This is a genomic window from Aeromonas sp. R1-1 (genome assembly GCF_040908495.1).
GTDB classification, from domain to species: domain Bacteria; phylum Pseudomonadota; class Gammaproteobacteria; order Enterobacterales; family Aeromonadaceae; genus Aeromonas; species Aeromonas veronii.
The window spans coordinates 12,308-38,189 of sequence record NZ_JBFODV010000169.1; the positions used below are offsets into that span (position 1 = coordinate 12,308).

Annotated in this window: 20 protein-coding genes and 1 pseudogene; 13 read left to right on the plus strand and 8 right to left on the minus strand. The window is 58.8% G+C overall.

Going from position 1 to position 25,882, the window contains the following annotated elements:
* Positions 1-120: 120 nt before the first annotated feature.
* Together fadJ and fadI are read right to left on the minus strand one after the other, a co-directional pair.
* A complete protein-coding gene (gene fadJ / locus AB5Y92_RS09670; RefSeq protein WP_368226645.1) occupies positions 121-2,268 on the minus strand; it encodes a fatty acid oxidation complex subunit alpha FadJ in 2,148 nt (715 codons plus the stop codon).
* The gene (gene fadI / locus AB5Y92_RS09675; RefSeq protein WP_368226647.1) at positions 2,268-3,578 is read right to left on the minus strand and encodes an acetyl-CoA C-acyltransferase FadI; all 1,311 of its coding nucleotides are present in this window, start codon (positions 3,576-3,578) and stop codon (positions 2,268-2,270) included. Before fadI ends, fadJ begins: the two co-directional genes overlap by 1 nt.
* A 182-nt stretch (positions 3,579-3,760) precedes the next feature.
* Here fadI and AB5Y92_RS09680 point away from each other — a divergent pair, with 182 nt between their 5' ends.
* The 11 genes from AB5Y92_RS09680 (at position 3,761) to AB5Y92_RS09730 (ending at position 16,016) form a co-directional block, all read left to right on the plus strand.
* Positions 3,761-4,711 (plus strand): MoxR family ATPase, encoded by a 951-nt coding sequence (locus AB5Y92_RS09680; RefSeq protein WP_115522093.1) that lies wholly within the window; start codon positions 3,761-3,763, stop codon positions 4,709-4,711.
* Positions 4,702-5,604 carry a DUF58 domain-containing protein gene (locus AB5Y92_RS09685; protein WP_201988038.1) on the plus strand — a complete coding sequence of 301 codons (903 nt, stop codon included), beginning with the start codon at positions 4,702-4,704 and terminating at the stop codon, positions 5,602-5,604. Before AB5Y92_RS09680 ends, AB5Y92_RS09685 begins: the two co-directional genes overlap by 10 nt.
* Complete coding sequence (locus tag AB5Y92_RS09690) at positions 5,589-6,128, plus strand: DUF4381 domain-containing protein (protein ID WP_201988037.1); 540 nt, start codon at positions 5,589-5,591, stop codon at positions 6,126-6,128. Before AB5Y92_RS09685 ends, AB5Y92_RS09690 begins: the two co-directional genes overlap by 16 nt.
* On the plus strand, positions 6,125-7,117 hold the full coding sequence (locus AB5Y92_RS09695) for a VWA domain-containing protein (RefSeq protein WP_201988036.1): 993 nt from the start codon (positions 6,125-6,127) through the stop codon (positions 7,115-7,117). The genes AB5Y92_RS09690 and AB5Y92_RS09695 overlap by 4 nt, the downstream gene beginning before the upstream one ends.
* Positions 7,108-8,559 carry a VWA domain-containing protein gene (locus AB5Y92_RS09700; protein WP_201988035.1) on the plus strand — a complete coding sequence of 484 codons (1,452 nt, stop codon included), beginning with the start codon at positions 7,108-7,110 and terminating at the stop codon, positions 8,557-8,559. The genes AB5Y92_RS09695 and AB5Y92_RS09700 overlap by 10 nt, the downstream gene beginning before the upstream one ends.
* A gap of 20 nt (positions 8,560-8,579) precedes the next feature.
* Positions 8,580-10,091, plus strand: a complete 1,512-nt coding sequence (locus AB5Y92_RS09705; protein WP_201988046.1) for a BatD family protein — start codon at positions 8,580-8,582, stop codon at positions 10,089-10,091.
* Positions 10,092-10,104: 13 nt separating this feature from the next.
* Entirely contained in the window at positions 10,105-10,704 is a 600-nt protein-coding gene (locus tag AB5Y92_RS09710; RefSeq protein ID WP_005333245.1) for a sigma-70 family RNA polymerase sigma factor, read from the plus strand.
* Positions 10,697-11,476, plus strand: coding sequence for a DUF3379 domain-containing protein (locus AB5Y92_RS09715; RefSeq protein ID WP_164536743.1), 780 nt, complete (start codon positions 10,697-10,699; stop codon positions 11,474-11,476). The genes AB5Y92_RS09710 and AB5Y92_RS09715 overlap by 8 nt, the downstream gene beginning before the upstream one ends.
* Before the next feature lie 402 nt (positions 11,477-11,878).
* Positions 11,879-13,156: an outer membrane protein transport protein gene (locus AB5Y92_RS09720; RefSeq protein ID WP_368226650.1), complete on the plus strand. Its 1,278-nt coding sequence runs from the start codon at positions 11,879-11,881 to the stop codon at positions 13,154-13,156.
* Between the two features lie 252 nt (positions 13,157-13,408).
* Positions 13,409-14,677 carry an OmpP1/FadL family transporter gene (locus AB5Y92_RS09725; RefSeq protein WP_368226652.1) on the plus strand — a complete coding sequence of 423 codons (1,269 nt, stop codon included), beginning with the start codon at positions 13,409-13,411 and terminating at the stop codon, positions 14,675-14,677.
* A gap of 115 nt (positions 14,678-14,792) precedes the next feature.
* Positions 14,793-16,016, plus strand: coding sequence for an EAL and HDOD domain-containing protein (locus AB5Y92_RS09730; protein ID WP_005333249.1), 1,224 nt, complete (start codon positions 14,793-14,795; stop codon positions 16,014-16,016).
* Here AB5Y92_RS09730 and AB5Y92_RS09735 read toward each other — a convergent pair.
* Positions 16,013-17,188 carry an acetyl-CoA C-acyltransferase gene (locus tag AB5Y92_RS09735; protein WP_368226654.1) on the minus strand — a complete coding sequence of 392 codons (1,176 nt, stop codon included), beginning with the start codon at positions 17,186-17,188 and terminating at the stop codon, positions 16,013-16,015. The genes AB5Y92_RS09730 and AB5Y92_RS09735 overlap by 4 nt on opposite strands.
* A gap of 122 nt (positions 17,189-17,310) precedes the next feature.
* On the opposite strand from AB5Y92_RS09735, the gene AB5Y92_RS09740 reads away from it, so the two are divergent.
* Positions 17,311-17,703, plus strand: coding sequence for a MerR family DNA-binding transcriptional regulator (locus tag AB5Y92_RS09740; RefSeq protein ID WP_129504111.1), 393 nt, complete (start codon positions 17,311-17,313; stop codon positions 17,701-17,703).
* Between the two features lie 106 nt (positions 17,704-17,809).
* Here the strand turns inward: AB5Y92_RS09740 and rplY are convergent, their stop codons facing one another.
* The 5 genes from rplY to AB5Y92_RS09765 all read right to left on the minus strand — a co-directional run bounded on the left by rplY (position 17,810) and on the right by AB5Y92_RS09765 (position 25,172).
* Positions 17,810-18,097 (minus strand): 50S ribosomal protein L25, encoded by a 288-nt coding sequence (gene rplY, locus AB5Y92_RS09745; protein ID WP_005333252.1) that lies wholly within the window; start codon positions 18,095-18,097, stop codon positions 17,810-17,812.
* 116 nt (positions 18,098-18,213) lie between these two features.
* A complete protein-coding gene (locus AB5Y92_RS09750) occupies positions 18,214-19,101 on the minus strand; it encodes a hypothetical protein (RefSeq protein ID WP_368226656.1) in 888 nt (295 codons plus the stop codon).
* A gap of 95 nt (positions 19,102-19,196) precedes the next feature.
* Complete coding sequence (gene hrpA / locus AB5Y92_RS09755) at positions 19,197-23,111, minus strand: ATP-dependent RNA helicase HrpA (RefSeq protein ID WP_368226658.1); 3,915 nt, start codon at positions 23,109-23,111, stop codon at positions 19,197-19,199.
* A gap of 240 nt (positions 23,112-23,351) precedes the next feature.
* Positions 23,352-23,774: a CBS domain-containing protein gene (locus AB5Y92_RS09760; RefSeq protein ID WP_021230185.1), complete on the minus strand. Its 423-nt coding sequence runs from the start codon at positions 23,772-23,774 to the stop codon at positions 23,352-23,354.
* 120 nt (positions 23,775-23,894) lie between these two features.
* The gene (locus AB5Y92_RS09765; RefSeq protein WP_164536736.1) at positions 23,895-25,172 is read right to left on the minus strand and encodes an HD-GYP domain-containing protein; all 1,278 of its coding nucleotides are present in this window, start codon (positions 25,170-25,172) and stop codon (positions 23,895-23,897) included.
* A 133-nt stretch (positions 25,173-25,305) separates the two neighbouring features.
* On the opposite strand from AB5Y92_RS09765, the pseudogene AB5Y92_RS09770 reads away from it, so the two are divergent.
* Positions 25,306-25,790 (plus strand): annotated as a pseudogene (locus AB5Y92_RS09770) (IS1 family transposase); the annotation flags it as partial.
* Between the last annotated feature and the right edge of the window lie 92 nt (positions 25,791-25,882).

Here is a 25,882-nt window from a genome sequence, read left to right on the forward strand (position 1 = left end):
TTTTAATCAGCTTTCGCCTCTGCTTGCATCATCGCAGCACAACCCGAACAAACCACAACATAGAAAGAGGCCCGCATGGGGTGCGGGCCTCGTGGTCTTGCGGTCAATCTGCAGCGGTTATCAGTAGAAGGTCTGCTGCTCTGCGGCCATTGCCTTGAGGCGGGCACAGGGGGCAAACCGATCGCCATGGCGCTTCTGATAATACTCCAGACGGCCAACCAGATGATCAATTCCTAAGGTGTCCATGTAGCGGAACGGGCCGCCAAGGAAAGGCGGGAAACCGATGCCGAAGATGGCGCCGATATCGCCATCACGGGCCGACGCCACCACGCCGCTATCCAGCGCCATGGCCGCTTCGTTGAGCATCAGCAGCACGCAGCGCTCGGCGATCTCCTGACGGGCCAGCTTGGCAGACGGCTTGATGCCGAGCACGCCATAGACGCTCTCGTCCACCGTCTTCTTGCCCTCTTTGCCGGTCAGCTTGTTGCGCGGTGCCGCCTTGCCATAGAGGTAGAAGCCCTTGCCGTTCTTGCGCCCCTTGCGATCGTCTTGCAACAGCTTGTCGAACGCCTTGGGTGCCTGGAACTGCTCGCCGCCCAGCTCTTTCTCGAGAATGGGGGAGATCTTGGCGCCCACATCGATCCCCACCTCGTCCAGCAAAGTGATGGGGCCAACCGGGAAGCCAAAGTCCAGCAGCGCGCTATCCAGCACCTCCACCGGCTCCCCTTCCAGCACCAGTCGCGCCGCTTCATTCATGTAGGGCGCCAGGATGCGGTTGACGTAGAAACCAGCTTCGTCCTTCACCACGATAGGCGTTTTACCCTGAGCACGGGCAAAGGCCAGAGTGGTGGCGACCGTCTCGGCACTGGTGCCAGCGTGGGGGATGATCTCCGCCAGCGGCATCTTGTCCACCGGGCTGAAGTAGTGCAGCCCCACGACTCGCTCCGGGTGCGCCGCCTCTGCCGCAATCTGGTTGATGGGCAGGGATGAGGTGTTGGAGGCAAACACTGTGTGCTCACCGCACTCACGCTCCACGTCCTTCACCATCTGGTGTTTGAGATTGAGATCTTCAAACACCGCCTCCACCACCATGTCCACCCGGTGAAAACCGGAGTAGTCGAGGGTGCCGGTCAACAGGCTCATCTGCTTTTCCAGCTCGCTGCGCAGGATGTGACGGCGCTTGAGTTTTTTGGCCAGAATGTCATAGCTGTAGCGCATGGCATTGCCGATCCCGGCGCTTGCCACATCCTTGATCCGCACCGGCACGCCCGCCTTGGTGGCGGTGACGAACGCAATGCCGCCCCCCATCAGACCACCACCCAACACCGCTGCGTGACCCACTTTGCGCGGCTTGGCCCCCTGATAGGTGACCTCTTTCTTCATTTCGGTGGTGGCAAAGAAGATGGAACGCAGGGCGGCAGACTCAGCAGTCATCACCAGCTCGCCAAAGTGACGGGATTCGGCAGCCAGACCGGCCTTCATCCCCTCCTCCACGCCGATGCGCACAACATCCAGGATCCGCTCCGGCGCCGGGTAGTTGCCACGGGTCTTGGCTTTCACCCCCTTGTTGGCCTGATCGAACAGCACCTTGCGACCCAGCTTGTTGGTCTCCAGCACCTTGCCCTGCAGATCCCGCTTCAACTGATGGCGCGGTTTGCCCTTCTTGGCCAGCTTGATGGCAGCATCCAGCAAGATTGACGGCGGCACCACATCATCCACCAGCCCCAATTTCTTGGCTTGTTTGGCCCGCACCTGTTTGCCGGTCAGCATCAGATCCAGCGCCTTGGCCACCCCGATGAGGCGCGGCAGACGCTGGGTACCGCCAGAGCCCGGCAGCAGACCGAGCTGCACTTCCGGCAATCCCAGCACAGATTTGCCATGATCGGTCACCACCCGACCATGACAGGCCAGCGCCAACTCCAGCCCTCCTCCGAGGCAGGGGCCGTGAATGGCGGCGATCACCGGAATGGTCAGTCCCTCGATCTCGGCAAAGATCTCCTGCCCTTCTCGTGACAGGGTTTCTGCATCCTTGGCACTGGTGCAGGCGGCCAGCATGGTGATATCAGCACCGGCGATGAAGGAGTCCTTCTTGCCGGAGGTGATCACCAGACCGATCAAATCCTTGTTGCGTTTCACTTCGGCCAGCACGGTGCGGATCTCCTCCACAAAGGCGGCCTTGAGGGTATTCATGCTCTCGCCCGGCACATCCATGGTGAGGATGCCGATGCCATCTTTGCGAACATCCAGGGAAAAAGTCTTAGCGCTCATTATTCAACCTCCAACACCATAGCCACGCCCAATCCACCCGCCGCGCAGGCGGTGTTGAGCCCCAGTCCCCCGCCGCGACGACGCAGCTCGTGCAGGGTCTGGGTGATCATCCGCGCACCGGTCGCGGCAAAGGGGTGGCCATAGGCTAGCGAACCACCGAGGACGTTGAACTTCTCCATGTCCACCTCGCCGATGGCCTGATCGCGGCCCAGCTTGTCACGGGCAAACTCGTGGCTGGCAAACATCTTGAGGTTGGCCAAGGTCTGGGCGGCAAAGGCTTCATGCATGTCGATCAGGGTTAGATCGCTGAGCGTGATACCGGCTCTGTCCAGCGCCAGCGGCGTGGCGTAGGAAGGACCCATCAGCATGTCTTGCCAGACATCAATGGCCGAGAAGGCGAAGCTGCGGATATAGCCAAGCGGCTCGAGACCCAGCTCTTTCGCCCGACCTTCCCGCATCAGCAACACGGCGGCAGCGCCGTCAGTGAGCGGGGTGGCATTGGCAGCAGTGACTGTGCCATGGACTCGGTCAAACACCGGCTTGAGCTTGGCGTAGCTCGCGAGATCCGAGCTTTCACGGATATTGTTGTCCCGCTCGAGCGGCGACTTGTAGGGCGGCACATGGGCGGTAAACACCTCGCCACTGAGCTTGCCATCGGCCCAAGCCTGCGCGGCCAGAGTGTGGGAGCGGTGAGCCAGCGCATCTTGCGCCTCACGGCTGATCTGGTGGCTCTTGGCCATCTGCTCGGCGGTCTGTCCCATGGAGAGACCGGTCGAATATTCCGCCACCGCAGGCGGCACCGGCAGCAGATCCTTGACCCTCAATGTCCGCAGAATATTGAAGCGGTGCTGCAGATTGCGCGCCTTGTTGAGATCCACCAGGGCGTGAGCCAGCTTCTTGCTCACCCCGATGGGCAGCACGGAGGAGGAGTCAGCACCGCCGGCGATGGCGATGTCTACGGTACCGGCCATGATGGATTCGGTGACGTTGGCCACCGCCTGAAAACTGGTGGCGCAAGCGCGGGAGACGCTATAGGCATCGGTATTGACGCTCATGCCGGTACCGAGCACGATCTCGCGGGCAATGTTGGGGGCTTCCGGCATCTGAACCACCTGACCAAACACCAGCTGGTCGATAAGCTTAGGATCGAGATCGGTACGGGCGAGCATCTCGCTCACCACCAGTTTGCCGAGATCGACTGCAGGCACGCCATGAAAGGCGGTAGCCTGCTTGGCAAAGGGGGTACGCAGCCCCGCCACGACGGCAATCCGTTCGCCCTGGCGAGTCGTCAGTTTCAATGGCTGTTTCATCCTGGCTCCTTGGTTTAAAAGGCAGAGGTCTGACCTCATTGCGCCACATCTTAACAATCCAATCACAAGTTTCATACAGCTGATTGAAACTAAATTAAGCGCGGCAAGGCCCCTTTGCTCGCCCTTGGGAAGCAACTGGAGTATAAAAAGATCAACTTCCATAAAAACAACGGGTTTATCGCATGGCAGCGGCCGAGTTCAGAGCACTTAGGGACTATCTTGGCAGTCAGATCCTGGGGCAGGAGGAGCTAATAGAAGGGCTCCTGATTGCCCTGTTATGTGAAGGACATGTGTTAATCGAAGGGGCTCCCGGGCTGGCCAAAACCCGCGCCGTCAAGGCGCTCGCTGGCGCCGTCGAGGGACGCTTTGCCCGTATCCAGTTTACCCCCGACCTGCTTCCTGCCGATCTCACCGGCAGCGAGGTGTTTCACCCGCAGGATGCCAGTTTTGTATTCCAGCCAGGCCCCCTCTTCAACCATCTGGTGCTGGCGGACGAGATCAACCGGGCGCCGGCCAAGGTGCAATCAGCACTCCTGGAAGCCATGGCCGAACACCAGATCACCGTGGGCAAAAAGAGCTGGCGGCTGCCACCGCTCTTTATGGTCGCCGCCACCCAGAATCCTATCGAGCAGGAGGGAACCTATCCCCTACCGGAGGCCCAGCTCGATCGCTTTCTGCTCAAGCTGATGGTGGATTACCCGAGCCCCACGATGGAGCTCGCCATCTTGCAGCTCAACGCCAGCGGTGAACAGCTTGGTGCGGCGCCGGTGACCCTGAGCCAAACCACCTTGCAACGTGCCCGCAGCGAAGTGCTGGCGGTGACCATGCAAAGCCGACTGGAGCACTATCTGGTGGAGCTGGTCTGCGCCACCCGCCCGGGCAGCGGCCTTTGCCCTGCCCTTGAGCCATTGATTGCCGTGGGAGCCAGCCCCCGCGCAACGTTGGGGCTGGCTCGCTCTGCCCGCGCCCGTGCATGGCTCGCGGGGCGTGATTATGTGCTGCCGGAAGATATCCAGCTGCAAGCCTATCCGGTGCTGCGCCACCGCCTTATTCCCAGTTATCAGGCGCTGGCCGACAATCTGGATAACGATATCCTGATCGCCCAACTGCTGGATCAGGTGCCATGCCCCTAGATCCCGGTCTGCATCCCGATATCGCCCTGTCGCTGCCACGGCTGCTCAATATCCGACTATGGGCCAAGGCCAGGAAGCCACCTCACGCAGGCAGAAGCAGCAGCGAACGCGGCAAAACTGGCCGCTCTCCCGGACTCACGTTTCGGGAGCTGCGCGCCTATCAGGCTGGTGACGAGGTACGCCATATCGACTGGCGAGTGACCGCACGCCTCGGTCGTCCCTATACCCGCCTCTATAGCGAGGAGCTCGATCAGTCGCACTGGCTGCTGCTCGATCTCTCTCCCGCCATGTATTTCGGCTCCACACGGCAGCTCAAGGCGCGTCTGGGGTGCGAGCTGGCAGCAGCCCTGATCTGGCAAGGGGAGAAGCAGCAAAACACCCTGATCTGCCACGGGCTTACCCCCCATCACCAGAGCCAGCGCGGCAGCGTGCTGCCCCTGCTCCAATCCCTCTGCCATCACTACCAGCAAGGGCTGGCACGTCGGCCCCTTTCGCACTCGCTAGCCGACACCTTGTCTGGCGTGAAGTTGCCTCACGGAGCCAAGCTGACGATCATCACCGATCACAGACCCTGCGAGTCGGCGCTCTGTCAGCAATTGCAGCTGCTCTCCCGGCGCCACGATATTCACTATTGGCAGATCCGCGACCCCCTAGAGGCCGCCCTTCCCCCTGACGGCCAGCTGCCAGTGGCCATTGATCGGCCAGGGCAGCACTATCAGGGCTGGCTGGATGGGAGCCATGCCGGTTTCTCCCACCGCTACCGGCATGCCGCCGAGCAGCAGCTGGCCCACGGCAAGCAGTTGCTGTTGCCATTGGTGCAGCGCCTCTATCTGCTCGATAACGGCCAGACGCTGCAACAGCAGTGGCAGGAGGGGCTATGTCATCAGGGATGATCTCGCCCGCCGAACTCGACAGCGCCAGTCCAGCCTCCGACGCCATCACTCCGCCGCTGGCCGCCCTGATGCGCGACATCCACCCGGGGCCGGATCTGATTGAACAGAGTCTTGACCCCAGAGTGCTGGCGCTATTGTGGCTGTTGATCACAGGGTTATTGCTGCTGCTGATCATCCTGATTGCCAATAGGGTGATACGTTACAGCCGCTGGTGTCGCCAGCTGGAGGGGGATCCGGCGCTGCTGGTGGCGCAAATACAGGAGGCCCTGCGTCATGAAGCGCTACAGCGCTGGCCCGAGGCGCGCCAACTGCAAGGTGAGGCGTGGCTCGCCTTCATCGATCGCCACGGCGGCAGCGATTTTAGCCAGTTCTCGTCTCACTGGAGCAGTTGGCTCTATGGCAGCCAGAACCCGACTCGCGAGCAGTGCGAACAGCTTCAGCAACATTATCGCCGTTGGGGTCAAACCCTCTTCTTCCAGCTTGCCCCCCGCTCGAGGCGTAAAGCCGCGCGGAGGCATCCATGATCCTGGCCTGGCCCTGGTTTGCGCTGGCGCTGGTGCTGCCCTTGCTGGTGCGCTTCGGCTTGCCGCCCCTGCGCCGCGGCTATCTGGCTCACCCCGGGTTTGCGCTGCTGCGTCCTCAGGCCGGATTACCGCTCTGGCGCGCCATGCTGCTCTGGTGCGCCCTTATCCTCGCCCTCTGCCGCCCCCAGTGGTGGGGGGAACCGGTGATCCAATATGAAGGGAGTCGGGATCTGCTGCTGGCGGTGGATCTGTCAGACAGCATGCGCACCCCTGATATGCTCGATAACGGCGAGCAGCAAGCACGGCTAACGGCGGTGCGCCAGCAGATCAAGGCGCTGATCGCCAAACGGGCCGGAGACAGGGTGGGCCTCATTGTCTTTGCCGATCACGCCTACCTGCTCTCTCCCCTCACTCAGGAGATCCCGGCGCTGTTGACCTTGAGCGACGAGCTCGATTTTGATCTTGTCGGCCGAACCACCGCCCTTGGCGAAGCCATCCAGCTGGCACGTCAGCATGGAGATCCGGGTCGCCCCACCGCCCTGCTGCTGGTCACTGATGGCCGCAATACCGCAGGCAATGCCGACCCGCTGCAGGAGGCCAAACTCGCCGCGGCACAGGGAATACGGATCTACACGCTGGGGGTCGGGGCCGACCCCGATACCTTTATCCAACCCTACGATGAGGCGGGCAGCGGTCAGGCCGATCCCAGCAGCGAACTGGACGAGCCACTCCTGAAAGAGCTGGCACAGACAGGCCAGGGGCGTTACTTTCGGGCACGCACCCAAAGCGATCTCGATGCCATCAACGCGACTCTCAATGCCCTTGAACCTGCCCCCATGCCGATTGCCCAATACCAGCCGGTGATCGAGCTCTACCCCTGGCCGTTGGCACTGCTTTGTAGCTTGCTGCTTCTGCCATCAGGGCACGGCAGATTGGAGTTTCGCATGGTGCGTAACTGGCTGGCACGAGGTGCGCGCAGATGGAGCTGATCTTGCTCCGCCCCCTGTGGCTGATCGCACTCATCCCCTGGCTCTGGCAAGGGTGGCGCCGTCGTCGCCAGCCCCCGCTGCTCGCACCTGCGATGCAGGCTTATCTGCTGCCAGCCTCCCGTCCTCAGCGCCCCTGGCTCTGGCTGGCAACCCTGCCCGTGATTTTGGCCCTGAGTGGCCCCGCACTGCGCGGTGAGCTGCAACAGCAGCCTGCAGCACCGCTAGATATCTGGCTACTGGACTTGTCACGCTCGATGACCGCCACCGACCTCAAACCGGATCGGGCGACCCGGGTCAGATGGCAGTTGCAGCAGCTGCTGAGCCGCGCCAAGGGCGAGCGTATTGCGCTGATCCTCTACGCAGGCGACGCCTACCTCGCCATGCCGCCAACCCGGGATCATCAGGCCCTTTCGCTGCTAATGCCCGACTTGCGTCCCGATATCATGCCGTTGCAGGGCAGCAACCCGGCACGGGCGGTGGAACTTGCCATGAAGCAGCTGGCCCCTGGAGAACAAGCGCGTCTGCTGCTGATCACCGACGACCTCACCCAGAATCAGATGACCCAAATAGCCGCCCTGTGGCCCTGCCAGCAACGCCTTCTTTGCCGCGATACCCAGTCGGCACGCCTCGATATTCTGCTTGCCAACAGCGGTCAACCGGCCCCCATGCCCGCCATTCCGGCCAATGAGTTGGGGTTTGCCACCCGCATGCCCGCGCAGTTGCCCGCCCCCGATAGTCAGGCCATTGCCGCACTGGCCAATCGCCTCGGCGGTGAGCTGCAGTGGCTTGGCAGCGACATCCCTCGCTTTGCGCCGCTGCCCACGACTACCTCGGCCCTCACCCCGGCGCCTCTCGATTTAGGCCCCTGGCTGCTGCTCCCCTTGTTAGCGCTGGCCTTGCTGGCCAGAGTCGGCGCCCGGTTGATGATGGCGCTGATGGTGGGTGCTCAGCTGCTGGCGCCACAAAACCTGCAAGCGGCAGAGAGGGGAGACCTGCAAGCGATGCTGGCTTATCAAGAGGGGGATTTTCCGAGGGCTGCCCGCACCTTCAACGATCCTGTCTGGCGCGGCAACGCCTGGTATCGGGCCGGAGCCTACCGGCAAGCCATCGCAGCCTATCAGGAAGCGACGAGCGCCACCGCCCACTACAACCGCGGCAATGCCCTGCTGCAACTGGGGGAGTTTGCGGCCGCCAAAGAGGCCTATCTGGCCGCTCTGGCGCTTGAACCCGGCCATGAAGATGCGCTCTATAACCTCTCTCTGTTACAGGGCGCAGCGGCGGCTGCTCCCGATACCAGCAACAGCAAACAGCCCGAACCATCGGCAGCTCAGCAGGCAGTAGCAATGCCCCTGCCCCCCTCTCCCCCGGTGTTGCTGCTGGAGCAGCGACTGCGCAAAGAGGCGCTGCGCCGGGATCTGATCAAGGTGGAGGAGCCCTGGTGATGCGGGCAGGATGGGGGTTGTTGCTCGCACTCACGAGTCCACTTTGCTGGGCTTTGCCCCCTCGGGCAGAGCTGCTGCCGGGGGCCGACCCCAGCGATTGGCTGCTGATCATCGAAGCGGATGGCGAGCGCCAGAGCAGCGAACTGGAGATCACCCCCCTACTGCGCCAGTTTGCGGTGGGCAGAGTGACCATGAGCCGGGTCACGACCCCGGTACAACAACTGACTCGCTGGCAGATCCCGCTGCACCAGAGCAATTCAACCGCAAATACCGAGGTGGTGATTGCCCCGCTCAAGCTGGGAAATGAGTTCACCCCCTCGCTCACCCTGCCATTGAGAGAGGTGAAAACAGCGGCACTACCGCAACCCGCAGCCACCTCGCCCCTCGAGATGCAGGCCAGCCTTGATCATCAGGGCCCGCTCTATCCCGGCCAGCCGGTGATCTACCGGCTGACACTGTGGCTGCCCACCAGTATGCAAAACCCGGCGCTGAGCGAGCTCAGCTCTGCCCACTTCACCATCCGTCGCCTCGGTAGCGACGAGTGGATCGCCCCCGCTCAGGCAGGTCTACCCGGCCGGCTCACCCGCAGCTGGCTCGTTCAGGCAAAAGCGCCGGGACTCTGGTACCTCGACTCGCCCCGCTTGCAGGGGCAGCTCACGCAGCAGGGGAGCAAGCCGCAAAAACTCTCGGCCCGCGCGGCACCGCTCGAGGTAAGGGTCGACAAGGCCCCCGCCACACCAGTGGCCACCCGGCTGACCCTGAGTCAACGGCTTGAACCGGCCTCCAAGGGGGAAGTGGGTGAACCGCTGATCCGGATCCTCACCCTGACCATGGAAAATGGTGACAGCGGCCAGATCCAGCTTGCCCCCCTGATGGCCCATCAACTGCCAAACGGCATACAGGCACATCCCGATGGCGAGCAACAGCAGGAGCGTTACCGAGATGGCAAGCTGTTGTTTGAGCGACAGTGGCGCCAGACTCTGGTCGCGGATCAGAGCGGCGACTATCAGCTCCCCCCCATTGATCTGCCCTGGTTTAATACCCAAAGCGGCCGGATTGAACAGGCCAGCCTGCCCGCCATTACGCTGACGTTTCAGGCAACGACAAATCGGCAACCTGATCAGCAGACATCGCAAGTGGCACTGCGAGAGAGCCTTTGGTGGGTCGTGCTGGCCATAACGCTGCGTGCACTATGGCGCCACTGGCCCCGCTGGCGCGCCTTCTATCAACTGCAACGTGCCCTTGCCCAACACCAGCCGGATGCCAGTCGCAAGGCACTGATCCGATGGGCGACCTTGCGCTGGCAGGTCTCCTATTATCAATTAGGCCAGTTGCCCGACGCTGGGCATAATCGGGTCGGCAACGGGCTCGCCGCACTCGAGCGAGACTGTTTTGCACGGCCCTCTTCTGGCCCGCCCATCGAGTGGCGCGCTCTGGCTCGTACCCTCAGGGCTGATGAAACGGCCGGTATTGCGTACCTGATTTACCTGCTGGCGCACGGGAGTTCCCGCTCCCGCCGCCACGCCCCCTGACAAGGATTGCCCTATGGCACTGCTGTTTTTTAGAAAAAAACGTGCTCAGCAGCATATTGGTGGAAATGATCCGGCCACTTCGCCGGTCTCTGATCCCATGGCTGACAAACAAACCAAATTTGAAGCACTGGTTCATGCGCTGCATGGCGATCTCTACCGGTATGCCTACTGGCTGACCCGGGATCCCAACGTGGCGGAAGATCTGGTGCAAGAGACCTTCCTGCGTGCCTGGAAGGCTATCGACACCCTGCAGGATGACAAGGCGGCCAAAGGGTGGCTGATCACCATCCTCAGACGGGAGAACGCCCGCCGCTTTGAACGCAAACAGCTGGAGCTGGTGGATCTCGACGATCACCCTCAGCCCCAGCACGATGCGCTGCACAGCGAACAGGAGATGGAGAACGAGTGGTTGCACCGTCACATCGCCCGATTGCCCGAGGAGTACCAGGAGCCACTGCTGCTGCAAGTCGTGGGAGGATTCAGTGGTGAGGAAATTGCCGAGATGCTCGGTCTCAACAAAAACACCGTCATGACCCGACTGTTTCGCGCCCGCAACCAGATCAAGGAGGCGATGGAGCAGAAGAACCAAGCAAGAGGACACGGACATGGATGAACTCGAATTTCGCCGCAATGCCATGATCCAGCCCCACGATCAACAACCGGACTTTCTCAAAGCCGCTGAAGCCAGCCAGGCCAATCGGAACTACCTCGACGAGATGAAGCAGTTCGACAGAACTCTCAAGCGCGCCATGCAGGTAGAGGTCCCCGCCGGACTGGCCGAGCGGATCCTGCTCAGGCAAGCCATGCTGCAAGACAGTGATGCGCAAGATGATATGCCGCCATCCCGCCCCCTTGGCACGGCGCCGGTCAAGCTCCGGACATCAACATCCTGGCGCCAGATCGCCCTGGCTGCATCGGTCGCCTTCCTGCTGGGAATGAGCACCCGCTGGATCACGCTGCCAGAAACGGCTCCTGCGGCTCTCTCCCTCGCACAGGTGGCGATGGCTCATGTCTATGGCGAAGAACCCTTTATTGAAGGTGTCGATGAGCAGGTCAATCTGCATAACATCAATGCCAAGATGGAGAAGTATGGCGCCACCTTAAGCGGGATGGATGGGCTCAAGGTAACCTATGTCAATCACTGCTCGTTTTATCAGGGACCGGCCTTGCACATGGTGATCCAGGGAAAAATGGGGCCTGTCACCCTCTTTTTAGTACCCAAACATGTTCCATTAACCCTGCAACAGGCCACATTTGAAGATGGCACCCTCAAAGGGGAGATAGTCCAGCTCAAAGGCGCCAATATGGTACTGATTGGCGAGATGAAAGAGCCACTTGCCCCCGTTGCCAACGCCCTGCAGTCACGTCTGCAGTGGGACATTTAACATCGCCGGTTAACAACCTCAGATCCATCCTCAATAGCAGGCGGCGGTCACGAGCCGCTGCCTGTTCCCCCCCTGATTACTCCCCTTTGTCACTCATTTGCCTCAAGATTTCGAAAAATTGACAAAATTATTTTTGTGACGGAGATCGGCAATCCAGGTCAATAATCCATCTTTAGACCCTGAAAATGATGAATTAAACAGCAAGTTAAAACAAATGATTAACACATCGATCACTTTTATGTATTCTGCTGTCACTGGTCTGATTTCTTACCTCCTACCAGATCCATAGAATCACGCCAGAATTGATTGGGAAGAAGCTGAAATAAAAACGGATTTTGTCGAGGTTTGCATTGAACGTGCAGCCAATATCGGCAAAAAAATCTGCCTACAAGAGAGAACACCATGACGACAACTATTTTCAAGAAGAGCCTGATTGCCGCCACCATCGCGCTGGCCACCGGTCAAGTCCATGCCGCGGCATTCCAGTTGAACGAGCACTCGGCCTCCGGTCTGGGTCGCGCCTATGCCGGTGAAGCAGCTATTGCCGACAACGCCTCCGTGCTGGCCCGTAACCCGGCTGCCATGACCACCTTCGACAAGATGGCGGTTTCTGTCTCTGGCACCTACATCAAACCGGATGTGGATGTGGAGGGTAAGCTTTCATCTCCAAGCCCCCTTCTAAACGGTAAGGATGCAAGTCAAAGTGGCATTGCTCCTGCAGCATTCGTACCTGCCTCCTATTTTATCCAACCATTGAATGACCAATGGGCATGGGGTATCGGTCTGTTCTCAAACTACGGTTTGTCTACCGAATATGATAAGAGCTTTATTGCAGGTCTCGGTGCTGGTGACACTGAATTGATGACTTTGAATATCAACCCAAACATCGCCTATCGTATAAACGAACATTTCAGCATCGGTGCTGGCGTCAATGCCGTATACGGAGCCGCTGAATTGAACCGTTATGCCGGATTTGCAAGCCCAACTGCTCCAAATACTCGAGTAGCACACCTGAAAGGTGATACTTGGGGTTTCGGTTGGAACGTTGGTTCCTTGTACGAAGTCAATGAAAATCATCGCTTCGCACTGACTTATCGTTCACAAGTTGATATGAGCTTTGATGGTGACTTCCAAGGCTCAACGTCAGGTAACAAAATTGTTGACGGCAATTTGAAGTTAGACCTACCTGCTCAAGCAGAATTTGCCGGCTACCACCGTTTGAACCAGCAATTTGCAGTTCATTACTCCGTCAACTGGACTGATTGGAGCGCGTTCCAAGAATTAAAGGCGACCAGCTCAGGCTGTAATACCCCGGGCCAACCAGGCGTGTGTCTCAATAAACCCGAGAAATTTAAAGACTCCACTCGCTACTCCATCGGCGGTACTTGGTATATCAATCCAGCTTGGGAAGCTCGTCTGGGCTTTGCCTATGACAACACCCCAATCGAAGCCGAATACCGTAGTCTGAGCATCCCTGACTCTGACCGTATCTGGTACAGCGCTGGCGCAACCTACCATATTAACACCGATATGAGTATTGACTTTGGTATTGCATATCTGGACGGCAAGAAAGTCGACGTGAATGAAGGTCTGCCAGATCATACTAGTGCAACGCGCTGGCAGGGTACTTCCCACGGCAACGCCTTCCTGGCCTCAGCCCAGTTCAACATGAAGTTCTGATTATTGATAGAATTGAAAGAGCGCCGTCAGGCGCTCTTTTTTTATCCGCAAAAGCCAGTTCAGCGTACACATGTAGCACACACCTGTTTATTTTTCTTTTTTAATCAAGCTATTAGAGTACATCCTTCCAGCATTTAATCTTGTTTTATCCAGATACTGGCCATTACCGTTGCCTTACTGGTCATACCATATAAAATCCTGCCTCCATTCATATGACCTATTGAACCTTCGGGTAACAGCAAGGATTTTGCCATGCATCCCATCATCAAACCGTCCGCCATCGCCCTGCTGGTGATCGCGGGTCAGACTCATGCCGCCGGGTTCCAGCTGGCTGAACAGTCCGCTACAGGACTGGGACGCGCCTTTGCAGGTGAGGCCGCCATCGCGGATAACGCCAGTGTGCTCTCCCGCAATGCAGCAGCCATGACCCGCTTCGATCAGATGGCGCTCTCTGGCGGAGTCATCTATGTCAGTCCTGACGTCAATATTGAAGGCAACACCCGCTTGCCGACCAAAGCCGGTATCGTCACCTCCGATGCCAGTGCACACGATATCGCCGCCGCAGCCTGGGTACCCAACGCCTATCTCATCATTCCACTCAACGAGCAGTGGCGACTCGGCTTCTCGGCAACCTCTTACTACGGCCTTGGCGTCAAGATGCCGGATAACTACAGCGCGGGACACTTTGGCAATGTCTCCGATATCAAGACCATGGATCTGGGTACCTCACTCGCCTATCGCATCAATGAGATGTGGTCAATTGGTGCCGGGATCTCTGCTATTCAGGGCGAAGGCGAAGTCGGTGGCACCTTCCCTTCTCGCAACCTGATCGCAAAACATTTGCAAGGGGATGGCTGGGCATTGGGCTGGAATGTCGGCACCTTGCTGGAGTTGTCCGAACAAACCCGAATTGGCCTATCCTACCGTCACGATGTCACTTTGACCCTCTCGGGAGATGCTATCGTGGGCCGACCCAATGCAGATGGCTCCGTTACCGAGATCAGAGATACCGGCAGTCTGGATCTGCCGTTGCCCGCGACGGCAGAGTTGGCGGCATTCCATCAGCTGACTGACAAGCTGGCTCTCCACGGCAGCCTGAACTGGACCAACTGGAGCAAATTCGTTCAGTTGGAAGCTGATCTCAACAATTTGCAGAACATGCACATCAAGGACGAGCACTGGGAAGATAGCTGGCGCTACGCCATCGGTATGACCTATCAGGTCACTCCCAAATGGCAACTGCGCTCCGGTGTGGCCTATGACGCCAGCCCGGTACCAGCCGATCGTCGTACCATTTCCATCCCGGATGCCGATCGCCTCTGGTACAGCCTGGGAATGGGGTATCAGTTCACGCCCAACCTGACCGTGGATCTGGGGCTGACCCTGATCGATGGCAAAAAGGTGGATGTCACTGAAAAAATGGAGCTGCAACCGGGTAATCCGATGACGACCTCCACCTTCCAAGGCACTTCCGAAGGGGATGCCTGGCTGGCTGGTGCACAATTGAGCTATCTCTTCTAAATTCCTTCCCTGCAAAAAACGCTATGCCAATTATTGCCTTACTCAATAAGGTGAACACTGGCATAGTGTTCTGCAACACCATAAAATCAACCCAGTACCTTTACTGGAGCAAGGCATGTATTCCTACGTAGCAAGACAGCCGATCCTCGACAGAGACCTCAAAACTCATGCCTATGAGCTGCTCTTTCGCGATAGTCTGAATAATGTCTTCCCGAGCATCTCCTCCCAGCAGGCGACGTCACGCCTGGTGGTCGAACAGTTCCTGCAACAGAATATCGATCAGCTGTTGGGAGGCCGCCCCTGCTTTATTAATTTCCCCCACTCACTGCTGCTGGAAGGATTGGCAGAGTGCCTGCCGCCCGAAAAAGTGGTGATTGAGATCCTGGAAGATTCCCCACCGGATGATGCCCTGCTGGAAAAGGTGAAACAGCTGCACAAGCTGGGATATCAACTGGCACTCGATGACTTCACCATGTCGCCGGATTGGGAGCGCTTCCTCCCCTTTATCCACATCATCAAGTTTGATCTTCGTGCCACCCCCCTGATGCAGATCAAAGTGTTTATCCAGAGGCATCAGACGCTGGGGCTCACCTATCTGGCGGAAAAAGTAGAGGACAAGGCGGAGTTCGAGCGGGTCAAACAGCTGGGGATCCAGCTGTTCCAGGGCTTTTTCTTCAGCAGACCCGAGATGGTCAAGCAAGCCACCATGGAGCCAGCGCAAGTCGTGGTGATGCAGTTGCTCAACGTGGTCAACGAGGCAGAGCCTGATATCAACAAGATTGAACAGCTGCTCGGTCAGGATATCTCCCTCTCCCTCAAGCTGCTGCGCTATGTCAACCATCTCAAGGGCCACACCAACCCTATTTCGTCATTTCGCCAGGCTGCCATCTATCTGGGCAACACCCAGCTAAAGCGCTTTGTCTCGCTGGTAGCCGCGACCAGCGCCGGCAAGGGCAAGAGCGCCGAGCTCTACCAGATGTCGATGATCCGTGCCCGCTTCTGTGAACTGCTGGCCCATGCCCACGCTCCGAGCCAGCAGGCACAACAAGCCTTTATCACCGGTCTCTTCTCCCTGCTGGATGTACTGATGGAACAGCCGATGGACAAGCTGCTCGGTACTATCCCTCTTATCGACGATATTCGGCTGGCGCTATTGGAGCGAAAAGGCAATCTGGGTTTCTACCTCGCGTTTTGTGAAGATTACGAGAGCGCCAACTGGTCACGGGTAACGGCCAGAACAGCCCGCCTGGGGCTGAGCGAGGATAAGGTGAGTCACCTCTATCTGGCCGCCACCACCTGGGTCACGGAACAACTGCTGGCGATGGAAGCCACCAATTAATTCGCCTCATCATTCACTTCGACCGCGATAGCGGTCGCCTCACCACCTCCGATACAGAGCGCGGCCACGCCTCGCCGCAAACCCCGTTGCCGCAGCGCGGCAATCAGCGTCACCAGAATGCGTGCGCCACTCGCCCCCAACGGATGACCGAGTGCACAGGCCCCTCCATGCACATTGACCTTGTGATGAGGGATGCCGACCCCGCTCATGGCCAGCATGGTGACCATGGCGAAGGCCTCATTGATCTCAAAGAGATCCACCTCTTCCACCGACCATGCCAGACGCGCCAGCAAGCGTGAAATGGCGCCAATAGGCGCAGAGGTAAACTCGGCGGGCAATGCTGCATGGCTCTGATAACCGACAATCCGAGCCAGCATAGGTACCTGCCAGGCTTGCGCCGTGGCGCCATCCATCAATATCAGCGCCGCCGCACCGTCCGAGATAGAGCTCGAATTGGCCGCCGTAATGGTGCCTTCCTTGCCAAACGCAGGCTTCAGGGTCGGGATCTTCTCTGGTCTGCCCTTGCCGGGCAGCTCGTCTTCGGCCAGCAACAAGCGCTCACCGCGATAGACGCTTGTCAGCTCGGACACAAACGCACCGGCTTGCTGCGCATCGCGGGCCCGCTGCAATGACGCCAGGGCAAACTCATCCATGGCAGTGCGGGTCAAACCGGCCAGATCGGCGCTGCGCTGGGCATGTACCCCCATCAGCTGGCCATCATAGGCATCTTGCAAACCGTCGAGGAATAGGTGGTCCAGCACCTTTTGATGCCCCATCCGAAAGCCGCTGCGGGCGTTATCCAGCAGATAGGGGGCACGGCTCATGCTCTCCATCCCCCCCGCGACCACCACCCTGTTGTCACCAAGGCGGATGGTATCCGCCGCCAGCATCACCGCTTTCATACCTGAACCGCACACCTTGTTGACCGTGGTAGCAGGCACACTATCTGGCAACCCTGCTTTCAACAACGCCTGCCGGGCTGGCGCTTGCCCCACGCCCGCCGCCAGCACATTGCCCATAAACACTTCATCGACCTGCTCCGGACGCAGCCCACTTTGCTGCAGTGCCGCCTCGATGGCACAGGCTCCCAACTCAGGCGCAGTGACCTCTGCCAATGCCCCCTGAAACGCCCCCATCGGAGTCCGCTTTGCCGCCAGAATTGCAATATCCATTTGCCTGCCTCTGTTTGTTACATGGCCATAACATAGGGGTTCTGACGCAATGGAACAAGAGTTGCAGTGCAGTTTACGTTTAGGTAAGGTGCAGACAGGATTTAGTTCGCCAAGAAGTCTGTATGAACAACAAGGATGAAGGACGGCGCTTCAGCATCAGTGAGCTGGCCCGGGAATTTGATATTACGACGCGCAGTATCCGTTTCTACGAGGATCAGGGGTTGCTCAATCCCGCCCGAGAGGGACAAACCCGCATTTACAGCAAGCAGGATCGGGTTCGCCTCAAGCTCACCCTGCGCGGCAAGCGGCTCGGGTTCAGCCTCGCCGAGATCCGCGAGCTGTTTGATCTCTATGATGCCGACAAGAGCAGCCGCACCCAGTTACAAACCATGCTGGGACTGGTTGAGGAAAAACGGCAGACACTTCAACAGCAGATGGAAGATATCAGGATGGTGCTGCTGGAGCTGGATGCTGCCGAGCAGCGCTGCCAACAGGCCCTTAGCCAGCTGGGATAACCGGCTTGCTGGGCTGACAAGGTAGCTCTTTCAGCCCGATCACAAGATGCCAGATAGCAAAAAGCCACTCCTGAGAGTGGCTTTTCTTCGACCTGACGGTTCGCTATTAAACGCGAACGAAGTCCAGGTGGATCAGCTTGTAACGTACCGGGTGACGCTGGATAGCTTTCACTTTTACGTTAACTTCTTCACCGTTGATAACCAGAGTCAGTACAGACTCATAGAATTCCGGCTTCTCTTGAGCCAGGATCATTTTCTTGTGGTCAACAGTGATGGACAGGGCTTCTTTGCCTGCACCGTAAACGATGGCAGGAACTTGGTCAGCTTGACGCAGGCGGCGGCTCGCACCTTTCCCCAGGTCAGAACGGACTTCAGCTTGGAATACGAAAGACATAGTATGTATCTCTTTTGGATGAATTTATGGTGCTAACTGCGACCGGTCAGCACCTCGCAAAACGAGCGCGAATACTACCACGGGCCAAATTCGGATACAAGGTACCGACTCTGCATTTAGCGCCCCTGCTCCAACCGGGCGAATTGCTGCTGACGCTGGGCCGGGCTCAGGGCATCAAACTTCGCCAGGGTCTCGGCGCGCGGGCAGTAGAGACCCTCCCCCGTTCTGACTCGAATGCTCTTGCCAAGCCGCTGCTGGTTCTCTGCCACCAGCGCCAGCAAATAGCTGTAGGTATCGGCTCCTCGGGCACTGGATAACTGGTTAGCAATGCGCCACAGGGTCTCCCCTGCGGCGACCTGATGACACACAGTTTGTGGACCGCCGGCCGCAGGAGCCGAGAGGGTAAGCATGGCGTCACTGCCTGCGGATAAGCTAGCCGTGTGGCTGGCCAGGGCCATATCGTCGCTCGCTACTCCCTCATCTCCTTTGGCTCCACTCATCCCCGCAGTGCGAAAGGTCACTCCCAGCTGAGCCAGTAGAGGTTCGCTCTCGGCGGGGTCGGTAGACATATCAACACTACCGAACGCGTCTTGAGGTGTGCGAAACTCGGCGATAAAGGGCGCGACAGGTTGCGCCTGATAATCAGGGGATCCACTCCCCTGCTGCAGGATTGCACCAGCCGCAACAGCCTGCCCGGGGACAACCCCGTAAGCCATCTCGTCGATGCGCCGCAGCCTTGCCAGATAGGTTTTGGAGAGCTGCGCCTCCCCCTCGAACAGATCGAAAGGGGGGACCAGCCGGGCGGGAAAGAGGATCTGCCAGCGACCGTGCTTCTGCTTTTGGGCCAGCGGCGGAAACTGATTGCCACGCCAAGCCACAAACATCGCAGGCGGCGTGCGCGCCAGCGGGTAATATTCCGGGTTCAACTGCACCCAGGTTTGTTCCGCGATGGGTTGATAACCGCTGATCACCACCTGCGCCACACTCAACCAGATCCCCAGCATCCTTGCCTCCCTGACTTGCGGTTTGAAGGGGCGACCTGACCGGCAACCCCTTCTCAGCACCCGCTATCATGCTGTTAAAACAGTTAGATAGCAGCTTAGCACTGAGCGATGGCGTTAAGCACCCGTTTATCGGAGACCGGATAAGGGGTCCCCAGATTCTGGGCAAAGAACGACACCCGCAGTTCCTCGATCATCCAGCGGATATTGGCCACCTCGGTGGGAATAAGCTGGGATTTGGGGATCTTGGCCAGCAGCGCCTTGTACTCCGACTCCACACTGTGCACCTTGAGCATGTAGACCCGATCCCGGTTGGGATCGATAGCCAGCTTCTCCAGGCGACGCTCGATGGCCCGCAGATAGCGCAGCAAATCAGGCAACCGCTGCCAGCCGGTCTCGGTGACAAAGCCCTTGTGGATGAGGTTGCCGAGCTGCTGCTGGATATCGGACATGGCAAAGGCGGTATCGAGCTGCATCTTGCCCTTGAGCCGCTTTTTGATCTCGTGGGAGAGGGTCAGCACGGCTTCCACCTGCTTGGCCACCTCCACCACCGCATCGTTGAGCTCGGCACGGACAAACTCCTTGAGCGCCTCAAAACCGGCCTCGTCCCAAGCCATGCCGCCGTGCTGCTCAATCAGCTTGTCGCAGCCGCAGGCGATGCAGTCGTCAATCAGCTCGGCCACCTTGCCAAACGGGTTGAAATAGAGCCCCAGCTTGGCCTTGTTGGGCAGCTTCTCCTGCAGGTATTTGATGGGTGATGGCACGTTGAGCAGCACCAGACGGCGCTGTCCCGCCCACATCAGCTGCTGCTGCACCACCGGGCTCTCCACCAGCTGGATGGCGACCGAATCCTTCTGATCCACCAGGGCCGGATAGGCCTTCACCTCGAACCCGCCCCGCTTCTGACTGTACTCCTGGGGCAGCTCGCCAAAGCTCCACAGGGTGAGGCCAGACTGCTCGATATCGTCGTCCGCCACTTGCGACAGGGTCTCCTGCACCTTGCCGCGCAGCGACTCTTTCAATGCCTCCAGATCCTTGCCTTCCGCCACCTTCTTGTGCTTGTCGTCCACCACCCGGAAGGTGAGTTTCAGGTGATCGGGCACCGCAGCCCAATCCCAGGATTCACGGGGCACGGTCACACCAGTCATGCGGCGCAGCTGGCGCTCCATCTCGTCCAAGAGCGGCCCCTGCTCGGGGTTGATGCTGGCGAGCAGCGCATCGGCATAGTTGGGCGCAGGCACGAAGTTCTTGCGCATCGGCTTTGGCATCGACTTGATAAGGGCCACCAACAGCTCGTGACGCAGCCCCGGGATCAGCCACTCAAACCCCTTCACCTCCACCTGATTCAGGAGCGGCAGCGGGATATGCAGGGTCACGCCATCGGCGGCCTCCCCCGGCTCGAACTGATAGGTCAGCTTGAGCTTGAGGCGCCCCTGCTGCCAGAAGTTGGGATAGTCGAGATCGCTGATATGGGCGGCATCCCCCTTCATCAACATCTCTTTTTCGAAGTTGAGCAGCTCGGCGTCCTGCTTTTGCGCCTCTTTCCACCACTTGTCGAAGTGGCGGCTTGATATCACCTCCTCCGGCAAGCGGGCATCGTAGAAGCGGAACAAGTCCTCATCATCTACCAGAATGTCGCGCCGACGGGATTTGTGCTCCAGCGCCTCTACCTCGGCCAGGAGCTTGCGGTTATCGCTGAAGAAACGGTGGCGGGTCTCGAAATCCCCCTCCACCAGGGCGCGGCGGATAAACAGCTCGCGGCACAGGGCTGGATCGATGCGGCTGAAGTTGATGGTGCGCTCGTTGACCAGAGTCAGACCATAGAGGGTCACCTTCTCCTTGGCCATCACGGCACCGTTTTTCTTCGACCAGTGAGGGTCGCTGTGGTGCAGCTTGATGAGGTGCCCCGCCAGCGGCTCCACCCACTCCGGTTCAATTTTAGCGTTGATGCGGGCGTAGAGGCGCGAGGTTTCCACCAATTCTGCGGCCATCACCCACTTGGGCGGCTTCTTGAACAGACCCGAGGCCGGGAACAGGTGGAAGCGGCCATTGCGAGCACCAAGGAACTCGGGCTTTTCCAGATCCTTGTTACCGATGTGGCTCAAGAGGCCGGTCAGCAGGGCACAGTGCACCGTCTTGAAATCCGCCGGTTCATGGTTGGCTTTAAAACCCAGCACCTTGACCGTCTGACGCAGCTGGAAATGGATGTCCTGCCATTCGCGCACCCGCAGATAGGAGAGAAACTCCTTCTGGCACATGCGGCGGAACGGGTTGCTGCCAAGGGCATCCTGCTGCTCTTTCAGGTAGTTCCACAGATTGACGAAGGCGAGGAAGTCGGAATCCTTGTCCTCAAAGCGCCTGTGCTTTTCGTCGGCGGCCTGCTTCTTCTCCATGGGCCGCTCGCGGGGATCCTGAATGCTGAGGGCCGCGGTGATCACCATCACCTCGCTCAGGCAGCCGGTCTGCGCCGCGCTGATCACCATCTTCGCCAAACGCGGATCAAGAGGGATGCGCGAGAGCTGGCGACCGGTCTCGGTCAGCTGCAACTTCGCTTCGCGCTCGCCGGTGGCGGGCAGCTCGCGCACCGCCTCCAGCTCTTTCAAGAGCGTCAGACCGTCCTTGATATGGCGGGACTCGGGTGGCTCGACGAAGGGAAACGCCTCCATATTGCCAAGGCCGAGCGCCAGCATCTGCAGGATGACGGAGGCCAGGTTGGTGCGCAGGATCTCGGGGTCGGTGAAGGCAGGGCGGCTGTTAAAATCCTCCTCCGAGTAGAGGCGGATACAGATGCCGTCCGCCACCCGACCGCAACGCCCTTTACGCTGGTTGGCGCTGGCCTGGGAGACCGGCTCGATGGGCAGGCGCTGCACCTTGGTACGCCAGGAGTAGCGGCTGATGCGGGCCGTACCCGGATCGATCACGTAGCGAATGCCCGGCACCGTCAGCGATGTCTCCGCCACGTTGGTGGCCAGCACGATGCGTCGCCCAGCATGGGGCTGGAACACCTTGTTCTGCTCGGCGTTGGAAAGACGGGCGTAAAGCGGCAGCACCTCGGTATCGCGCAGGTTGAGTTTGCGCAGGGCATCGGCAGTATCGCGGATCTCCCGCTCGCCGTTCATGAAGATAAGGATGTCCCCCAGCCCTTCGCGTGCCAGCTCTTCCACCGCATCGAAGATCCCCTGCAGCTCGTCACGCTCTTCAAGCCCTTCGCTCTTGTCACTGCTCTTTTTATCAACAAACAGTGGGCGGTAGCGCACCTCCACCGGATAAGTGCGGCCGGAGACCTCGATCACCGGCGCCTTGTTGAAATGGCGGGAGAAGCGCTGGGGATCTATGGTGGCCGAGGTGATGATCACCTTAAGATCGGGGCGCTTGGGCAGCAGCTGTTTCAAGTAGCCCAGAATGAAGTCGATATTGAGGCTGCGCTCGTGGGCCTCATCGATGATGATGGTGTCGTACTGGGTGAGCATCCGGTCGTTCTGGATCTCCGCCAGCAAAATACCGTCAGTCATCAGCTTGATGTGGGTCTGCTCGCTCACCTGATCGGTAAAGCGCACCTTGTAACCCACATAGTGGCCAAGCTCGGACTCCATCTCCTCGGCAATACGGGCCGCGACGGTGCGGGCTGCCAAACGGCGTGGCTGGGTGTGGCCGATAAAGCCCTTCACTCCACGCCCGAGCGCCAGACAGATCTTGGGGATCTGGGTGGTTTTGCCCGAGCCAGTTTCCCCTGCAATGATCACCACTTGATGTTCTTGAATGGCCTTGGCGATCTCAGCCTGCTTCTGGCTCACCGGCAGGTTGTCCGGATAGGTGACCTTAGGCACACCGGCCAGACGGGTTTGATAGCGCACTTCGGCGGCGGCCAAATCAGCGGCGATGGTCTCCAGCACGGCGGCCTGTTTGCCTTCAGGCAGCTTCTTGACCCCGTGCAGACGACTGGAAAGGCGGCGGGCGTCGAGATTCATGCAGGCAGAGAGACGGCGGCGCAGCGCCTCGATAGAGAGAGACAAGGTACGAATTCCTTAAATAGGTGCCCAAAGGGGGCATATCGATTAGCTGCGAGCGATCCTAAAGAGCGAGCGGGAACGGTGCAAGCCTTAACGTAGCGTTATATATGGGAAGACAGAGAGATTGGCCGATCCTCAAACATGACAAAACAACCATTGTAAGATGGCATAACATGAATAAATCGCAGCATATGAAATAGCCAAGGCAAGCCGAAGCTTGCCTTGGGAGAGAGAAAAACAGGGTTAACCGTGGGAGTGATGGACAAAACAGGTGGTGAGCTGGGCGTGAATGGCCTGCATGACATTGTGGCGATTGATGACACCGAGCAGACGCCCCTCCTCCACTACCGGATAGATCTTCGGCTTTTGCCCCATCATCATCTCCGCCAGGCTCAAAATACTGGTATCGGGTCCCACCGACAGCACCTCCTTGCGCATCACATCCTTGACCTGCGCCACCTGTTCGCAGTGATAGGCCTCTTTAAGCAGCACTGCGATGCAATCCTGCTCGGAGATCCAGCCAATCAGATGGCCCTGCCCATCCACCACCGGGCCACCGAGCTGATGACTGTTCAGAAATTTCTCGACCGCAGCTTGCACCATCATGTCAGCAGTGAAGGTGATGGGTCTGCTCTGCATATAATCCTTGGCTTTTAGCGATTCCATATCTGCTCCCCTACGGTAGTCCATCAAGCTGGCGTCTTGTGCGCCGGTACCGGCACCATGCTCGGATTGTTCCAAGCATAGCTGGCTCGCGGCGGTATGAGTCGGCGGCCAGCCTCTCCCTCAATTGATGGCATGATCCGGCTCGCGATCCGGAATGGCTGCCATCATCATCTGCGGCAGGTGATCGGCCAGCACCGCCACCACAGCGGGATCGACCCGCCCCTGATCCGCCAGTTGCTGCATAAAGGTCAATGCGTCACGGGCAGGCAGACCGCGCCGATAAGGTCTGTCCTGCACCATGGCCTGAAAAATATCGGCGACCCGCAGGATCCGCGCTTCGAGCGCCATGGCGGATGCCGGCAGGTGGAACGGATAGCCCTCCCCATCAGGCTCCTCATGGTGATAGGCCGCCCAGCAGGCAATCTCCTCAAACCCTTCGATATGGCGCAGGATCTGGTAAGTCTCGAAGCTGTGGGTATTGATGATGGCCCGCTCCTCTTTCGTCAGGCAGGCAGGCTTGTCGAGGATCTCGTCCGGCACCCTGAGCTTGCCCAGATCATGCAGCAAACCGGCGATCTCCAGCATGTCACAATGGATGGCACTGACTCCCATCAATTCTGCCAGTGCCCGAGACAACCTGCTCACACCGAGTGAATGCGTCATCGTGAATGGGCTTTTGGCGTCGACAATGCCGGAGAAGATCTGCGCCAGCGCTTTTAGCTCCCCGTTGAAGGTCAGGCAAGGCTCCCGCACCTGCAGCATCTCCAGCATGTAATCATTGATGGAGCGAGCTTCCAGCTGCAGCCAGAATGCCTCAGAGCGAGACGCCTTGAGGAAGGCATCCACCAGCTCGGGGGCAAAGAACTCGTCACGGAAATCCTGCAGGCGTGCACGGATCTCGTTGGTATGCATCAACAATGAACCATCGCCATAGTAGGGCGCCGCCAACGCATCGCAGCGATCCACCAGAAAGATAAGGTTGGCCTGACGGGCTACATTGGGGTCCACATCGGCCATCTCGCGCAACAGGTGCCAGTGGGTATGGTGATAACGGATAGGCAGGGCCAGTGGGGCCAGCAAACGGAAATCCTTGAGCAGCTGATATCCCACCTCGCAGTGGCGCTGGGAGGACTCCCAATCGAACTCGCTGACCAGATGGTGATGGGTGATGGTCGAGGAGACACCGATATCATGCAGCACCCCCAGCTCGAACAGCAGACAGCGTTCGGCCTCACTCATCCCCAGCTCCCGGCTGCACTCGGCAGCCATAATCCCGACCCGTTTACCGTGGGCCACATCGCCAATGCCCACCAGATCCAGCGAGGCAGACAGTGCATACACCACCTGCCTTAGATCCACTTGCAACGAAAAGGGGGCTGCGCCCTGCGCTCTGTCCATGATCCGGGTCCCATGCGATGCTGTCGTATCAAACTGACGCTGTTTTATGCTTCGTCTTCTATTAATTTAGTCAATAGCCGAGCCTTTTACCTTGTTTTGGTGATGCCTCCGAACGGTTGAGATAGTATGGTGGGTGATTTTGAGAGTTATGGCTTCATGGCATCCATCATCGTTCACTGTCCTCGCTGCAACTCTGACCACGTATATCGCCATGGGAAGACCCCTGCTGGCCATGTTCGCTATCGTTGCCCCCGCCTGTCCGCATGTGTTTCAGCTCACCTATACCTATGAAGCCCGCAAGCCTGGCGTTAAAGACAAGATTGTTGATATGGCCTTCAACGGCTCAGGTGTTCGTGATACTGCTCGCGTCCTCAAGATTGGCATCAACACCGTCATACGCGCCCTAAAAAACTCACCCCAAGGCAAGTAACCTCCGAAAAGGTGGTACTCGATGACGTGGCGCTTATCTGTGAACTTGATGAGCAATGGGCCTATGTCGGAAATAAACAGCATCGACATTGGCTTTGGTATTCCTTTGATACCAAGAGAAAACGAGTCGTGGCATATACCTTTGGCCCACGCAACGATGAGACATGCCGCCGCTTGCTGAGCCTACTTGAATCGCCCCTACTTTCCTAGACACCTCAAGAGCCTCAAACTGAGGTCAATCAGGAGGTATTATGAGCAAGCAGCAACGTTACACGGAAGAA